The following is a 6062-nucleotide window of genomic DNA, read 5'->3' as shown; positions in this document are numbered from 1 at the left end:
TGATTAGCAAGTGATTGATATGACATTTCTCCTGTTAAGTACAACTTTACTATATTTTTCTTAAATTCGAAAGAGTAATTATTATTTTTTCTAGAAATTTTTAGACCTTCATATCCTTGAGTTTTGTATGAATTTACCCATCTTTCAATTATTGATGCACCATTTATATCATATTTTTTAGCTAAAGTTTCATATCCTCCTTCGTTATTTAGATATGATTTAACAACTTTTATCTTAAATTCTGTACTATATTTTGTCATGAAAAAACTGACCTCCTCAAAGTTATTTTTAGGTCCAACTTTTTGGGGTCAGTTCAGATATATGTCTCTATTTTTTTTATTAGCTTATTTATATTTGCAATTACTCCATTTATATCACTGAATAAAGATATTTTGACGTTTGTAAATAAGTCAAAGCAATGCTTTGGGAAAGTTGGGTAAATTACTAGATGTTACAAAGAAAGGAAGATAAATAGAGCTTTAATAAAGTGCTAAAATATTAAAATTAATTAACAAAATAAATTTGTAAATAAATTTAAAAACTACATAAGAATTATAAAATTTACTTCTATGATATAATTGTTTGAGGAGTTATTATGAATGAAAAAAGATATACAACAAAAGAATTAATTTTAAGATTTATACCTTATTATGGGAATTATAAATTGCTTTTTGTGACAGATATGATTGCTGCAATGCTAACTATTGTTTCAGAAATATCATTGCCGCTTATTATAAGATCTATTACTAATAGAGCATCTAATGATATAGCTTCACTAAGTATGAATTTTATCATTTACATGGGAATATTATTTATTATATTGAAAGCAATTGAAATCTTTGCAACTTTCTATATGCAGAAATATGGTCATATAATGGGGGCTAGCATTGAAAGGGATAAGAGAAAAACAGTGTTTTCACATATACAATTTTTGAGTGATGAATTTTATGCTAAAAATAAAATAGGGAATTTATTATCAAGAGTTACGAATGACTTATTTGAAGTTACAGAATTTGCGCATCATTGTCCAGAAGAATTTTTAGTAGCGACAGTAAAAGTTATAATCACTTTTATAATACTTGCAAATATAAATATCGTCTTAACCTTGATAATATTTATTATGTTGCCCTTGATGTTATTGTTTACAAACAAAACTAGAAAGAGAATTAGAAATACTCAGATGGCGCAAAGACATCAAATTGGTGAAATAAATTCAAGTATAGAAGATTCACTTTTAGGAATTAAAGTAATTAGATCTTTTGCTAATGAGGATATGGAAATAGAACAATTTGATCAAGGTAATAAAAAGTTTTTAGGAATAAAAAAAGAGTTCTACCAAGCAATGGCTGAATTTACAGCTACAACAAAAATTTTAGATGCCTTAATGTATCTTACAGTTGTAGTTTTAGGTGGATATTTGATGATAAAAGGAAAAATCAACTCGGGTGATTTTATTCTATATACTATGTACACAACTACATTATTAGCATCTGTATCAAGATTGATTAATTTTATTGAAGTATTCGAAAAAGGGATTTCTGGTATAGAAAGATACTTAGACATAATGGATGTTGAACCAAGTATTAAAAACTCAGAGAATCCTATAAAATTAACAAAAACCGAAGGAAATATTAGATTTGATAATGTAAGCTTTTCATATGAGTCTGATGAAGAAAATCAAGATTCAAACAAAGATGTATTATCCAACATAAATCTTTCTATCAAATCAGGAACTAAAATTGCACTTGTAGGTCCATCTGGAGGTGGGAAAACTACTTTAACTAATTTAATACCAAGATTTTATGATATAGATTCTGGAAGTATAACAATAGATGGTATAGATGTTAGAGATATTGAGTTAAAATCTTTAAGAAATAATATTGGTATAGTACAACAAGACGTATATTTATTTAGTGGAAGTATCTATGAAAATATTTTATATGGAAATATGGATGCGACTTATGAAGATGTTGTAAATGCTGCAAAAATGGCGGGAGCTTTAGAGTTTATTGAAAATCTACCATATGGATTTAATACTTATGTAGGCGAAAGAGGAGTGATGCTTTCTGGTGGACAAAAACAACGAATTAGTATTGCTAGAGTATTTCTGAAAAATCCACCTATACTTATATTGGATGAAGCAACATCTGCTCTTGATAATAAAAGTGAACAAATTGTTCAAGAATCACTTAGTTTATTATCAAAGGGTAGAACAACAATTACAATTGCTCACAGATTGACAACCATTATTAATTCTGATGAGATTATTGTTTTAACAGAAGAGGGTATAAAAGAACGTGGTACTCATAGAGAGTTATTAGAAAGAGAAGGTGAATATTACAATCTTTATAATAGGGTTGAAAATCACATAATGGGGTAAATATGAGAAAATTGTGGGGAAATATAGTATATGGCTTTACTAAATTCGTAGAGTTATTGTACAAATTTATAATTATTGTTGCAGAATTTATTGTAGATGGTGCCGATTATTTAAAAAATATACTAGCACCAATCATTATTATAATGTTTATAGGAGTTTTTATATTTCCACCTTTATTACTATTTTTATTAACAGGGGTTGGACTTAGTATAATAACTATATTAATCATTTTATTTGTAATTTCATTTTTAGGTAGAGCTGGATTAATGAGTTTTTACAGAATAAATTATTCACATATTCATTTTTTATATGATTATGCTGCATATTTTAAAGATGAAACACAAGGATATAAAAATGTAAATTACTACAAAGCAGAATATGATAGAAAACAACAAGAAAAATTTGAAGAAGAGTTAAGAAGAGAAGAAGAGAGAAGACGACAAAGACAAAAGGCGCAAGAAGAAACCTGGAGAAAATTTTTCGAAGAAAATTTTTCAAATTATGGTCGAGGTAATTATCAAGGCGGATACCAAGGTGGATATCAAGGAAGCTATCAAGGTCAAGGTGGATATAATCAAAATCCTTTTACAAGTTTTAAAACACAATATGAAGATGCTTGTGATGTACTCGGTGTCCCTCATAATTCTGATTATAATACGATAAAATCTGCATATAGAAAACTTGCTAAGAAATATCATCCGGATATAAGTAAAGAAAATAATGCGGATGAAATGTTTAAGAAAATAAATAATGCTTTTGACTTTCTTTCAGAAGAAAATGTAAGAAGATATAATAGTTTATAGGAGAAAAATATGATTAAATCATATATTGAAAAACAAGAAAATGAAAAAGAAATATTTTTGGCTGGTGGTTGCTTTTGGGGAACACAAGCATATTTTAATCAGATAAAAGGAATTATAAAAACAGAAGTAGGTTATGCAAATGGCATTGGTGAAAATCCAACCTACAAACAAGTTTGCACAGGTGCTACAGGATATGCAGAATCTGTACGAATTATTTATAATCCTGAGAAAATTAATCTGTATCAGATTTTAGAACATTACTTTAGAACTATTGATCCAACATCTTTGAATAAACAAGGTGGAGATATTGGTACTCAATACAGAACAGGAATATATACAACTAATTTAGATGATAGACAATTTGTTCAAGATTTTATTATATTAGTTAAAAATAATTATAGTAAAGAAATAGTGGTAGAAGATAAATTATTAAAAAATTATTACGCTGCAGAAGAATATCATCAAAATTATTTAGAAAAAAATCCTGGTGGTTATTGTCATGTTGATCTTTCATTGGCAAATAAAGATTCAGAAATATTGGGATATACAAAACCTTCAGATGAAGAAGTCGTAAGAAATTTAACTGAAGAACAATATGAAATCACACAAAATAGTGCAACAGAAAGACCTTTCTCAAGTGAATATAACGATTTATATGATAAAGGGATTTATGTAGATATTGTGACTGGACAGCCTTTGTTTGCATCTACAGATAAATTTGATGCCAGTTGTGGATGGCCATCATTTAGCAAACCTATTGAAGATAATGGTGTAAATTATTTTGAAGATAAAACTATTTCTAATAGAAGAAGAGTTGAAGTTAAATCAAAATCGGGAGATACACATTTAGGTCATGTTTTTAATGATGGACCTGAAGAACTTGGTGGACTTAGATATTGTATAAATGGAGCGAGCCTAAGATTCATTCCCTTAGAAAAAATGGATGAAGAAGGATATGGGAAATATAAAGATATTGTGGAGTAAAATTTGCCAAGAAAAAAGAGAGCAGATAATAAAAATAGAATAAATAGTAAAAAGTCTGTTAATTATAGATCAAAAAATCAAGCTTCTAAAAGAAGAGAAATGATTATAAAAAAACGTAAGAAAAATAGAAGGATTACGCTGTTAATTTTGTTTGTAGTAATAATAGCATTTTCCCTAATTTTTTATTTGAGTAGAAAAAAAACTGAGAATTTAAAAGATACTTCCTCTATAGGAAGATATTATACAGAATCTGGTTATAGTGATAAGTACAATCAGTTTAATGGCAATCTATATTATAAGAAGTATAAATATGAATCAGGTAAGTATAACTTAGTAGACAATGCTAATTGGGAAATAAAAAATAAATATAATGGAAGCTACGAATATTATTTATGGGATAAACTTCAATTATATTTAGATAAAAATGATTTGAGTCAAGATGATTTTAGTCTATCTATTAAACAAGGTGATGATTATGTTCTATCTTTAAATAGTAATGAAGAATATACTGTAGACATAATCGATATTCCATATTTATTAATGATTAGAGATAATATAGAAAGTAATATTGTTAATCTAGAAGACTCAATTGCAATGATAAGCTCAGATTTAAAAAATGGTTCCAATATATATTCTAAAAACGCAATTGGAAGTGAGTTTAATATAGAAAAAATTATAAGAGAGACTATTGAATTAAAAGATTTAGCAGCAAGAAATATGCTTAATAGATATTTAATAGGTAAGAATATAAGTTTAAAAAATTATTTAAATGAAAAATTTGGGAAATTAAATACTGAAAAATATACAACTACAGATATGATTAGATTGATTGAGTTATATGACACAAGTAATTCAATTATAAATTCACTATTTAATAATATCTTTAATAATAGTGATGATTTATTTACTAATTCTATATATAGTAGTGTAGGAAATATAAATAAATCTATTAACGATAAAGAGTTGAAATATGAAATGGGAATTGTAAATTCTGATACCAAATTTTATTACTCAATCTATTCAACTGTATTATCACAAAAACAAATTCAAGAAATAGGAGATATAGTTAATAGAACAGTAAGTGAAATAAACCTAATAAGAAATATACAAAATTAATTTGCAAATAAAAAAGAAATATATTATAATAAAGTTCCTAGCATTGCTAGGAATTTTATGTTTTAAAATAAAATAGTTGACAAACATAAAATTAATTGTTATTATATAAAAGTTGCTGATAAAAAAGTAATTTAAGAGCTTAAAAAATAATTAAAAAATAATTAAAAAAAAAGCTTGACAAAGTTTTTTATCGGTGGTAATATATATAAGTCGTCACAAAAAGGAAACTTAAAAAGGCGACACAATAAAGAACCTAAACAACAAAATATGTCAAAACTTTTGAGTTGAATAATTTCAAAAAAATAAGCTAGATTAAACTTTTATTTGAGAGTTTGATCCTGGCTCAGGACGAACGCTGGCGGCGTGCTTAACACATGCAAGTTGAACGTGATTTTATAGACAGATTTCTTCGGAATGACGATTATAAATGAAAGTAGCGAACGGGTGAGTAACACGTGAGAAACCTGCCTTTCACAAAGGGATAGCCTCGGGAAACCGGGATTAATACCTTATGATACATAGAAATCGCATGATAGCTATGTTAAAGATTTTATCGGTGAAAGATGGTCTCGCGTCTGATTAGCTAGTTGGTGGGGTAAAGGCCTACCAAGGCGATGATCAGTAGCCGGATTGAGAGGTTGAACGGCCACACTGGAACTGAGACACGGTCCAGACTCCTACGGGAGGCAGCAGTGGGGAATTTTGCACAATGGGGGAAACCCTGATGCAGCGACGCCGCGTGTACGATGAAGATCTTCGGATTGTAAAGTACTGTCCTT

General features: G+C 27.9%; 5 protein-coding genes and 1 rRNA gene. 5 read left to right on the top strand and 1 reads right to left on the bottom strand.

Features of this window, described 5'->3' with window-relative positions:
- Positions 1 to 260: transposase (locus G534_RS0106995; RefSeq protein WP_027348472.1), on the bottom strand; the 260-nt coding region annotated here is incomplete at its 3' end.
- A 335-nt stretch (positions 261 to 595) separates the two neighbouring features.
- On the opposite strand from G534_RS0106995, the gene G534_RS0106990 reads away from it, so the two are divergent.
- The 5 genes from G534_RS0106990 to G534_RS0106970 form a co-directional block, all read left to right on the top strand.
- Entirely contained in the window at positions 596 to 2380 is a 1785-nt protein-coding gene (locus tag G534_RS0106990; protein ID WP_027348471.1) for an ABC transporter ATP-binding protein, read from the top strand.
- A 2-nt stretch (positions 2381 to 2382) separates the two neighbouring features.
- Positions 2383 to 3183, top strand: a complete 801-nt coding sequence (locus G534_RS0106985; RefSeq protein ID WP_027348470.1) for a DnaJ domain-containing protein — start codon at positions 2383 to 2385, stop codon at positions 3181 to 3183.
- Positions 3184 to 3192: 9 nt separating this feature from the next.
- Positions 3193 to 4167: a peptide-methionine (R)-S-oxide reductase MsrB gene (gene msrB / locus G534_RS08160; protein WP_034596107.1), complete on the top strand. Its 975-nt coding sequence runs from the start codon at positions 3193 to 3195 to the stop codon at positions 4165 to 4167.
- A gap of 3 nt (positions 4168 to 4170) precedes the next feature.
- Positions 4171 to 5283, top strand: a complete 1113-nt coding sequence (locus G534_RS0106975; RefSeq protein WP_027348469.1) for a serine hydrolase — start codon at positions 4171 to 4173, stop codon at positions 5281 to 5283.
- A gap of 320 nt (positions 5284 to 5603) precedes the next feature.
- Positions 5604 to 6062 (top strand): 16S ribosomal RNA (locus tag G534_RS0106970); the annotation flags it as partial.

The organism is Helcococcus sueciensis DSM 17243, assembly GCF_000423145.1.
GTDB lineage: Bacteria > Bacillota > Clostridia > Tissierellales > Peptoniphilaceae > Helcococcus > Helcococcus sueciensis.
Note: the sequence above shows the minus strand (reverse complement) of the source record. Positions and strands in the feature narration are given on the sequence as shown.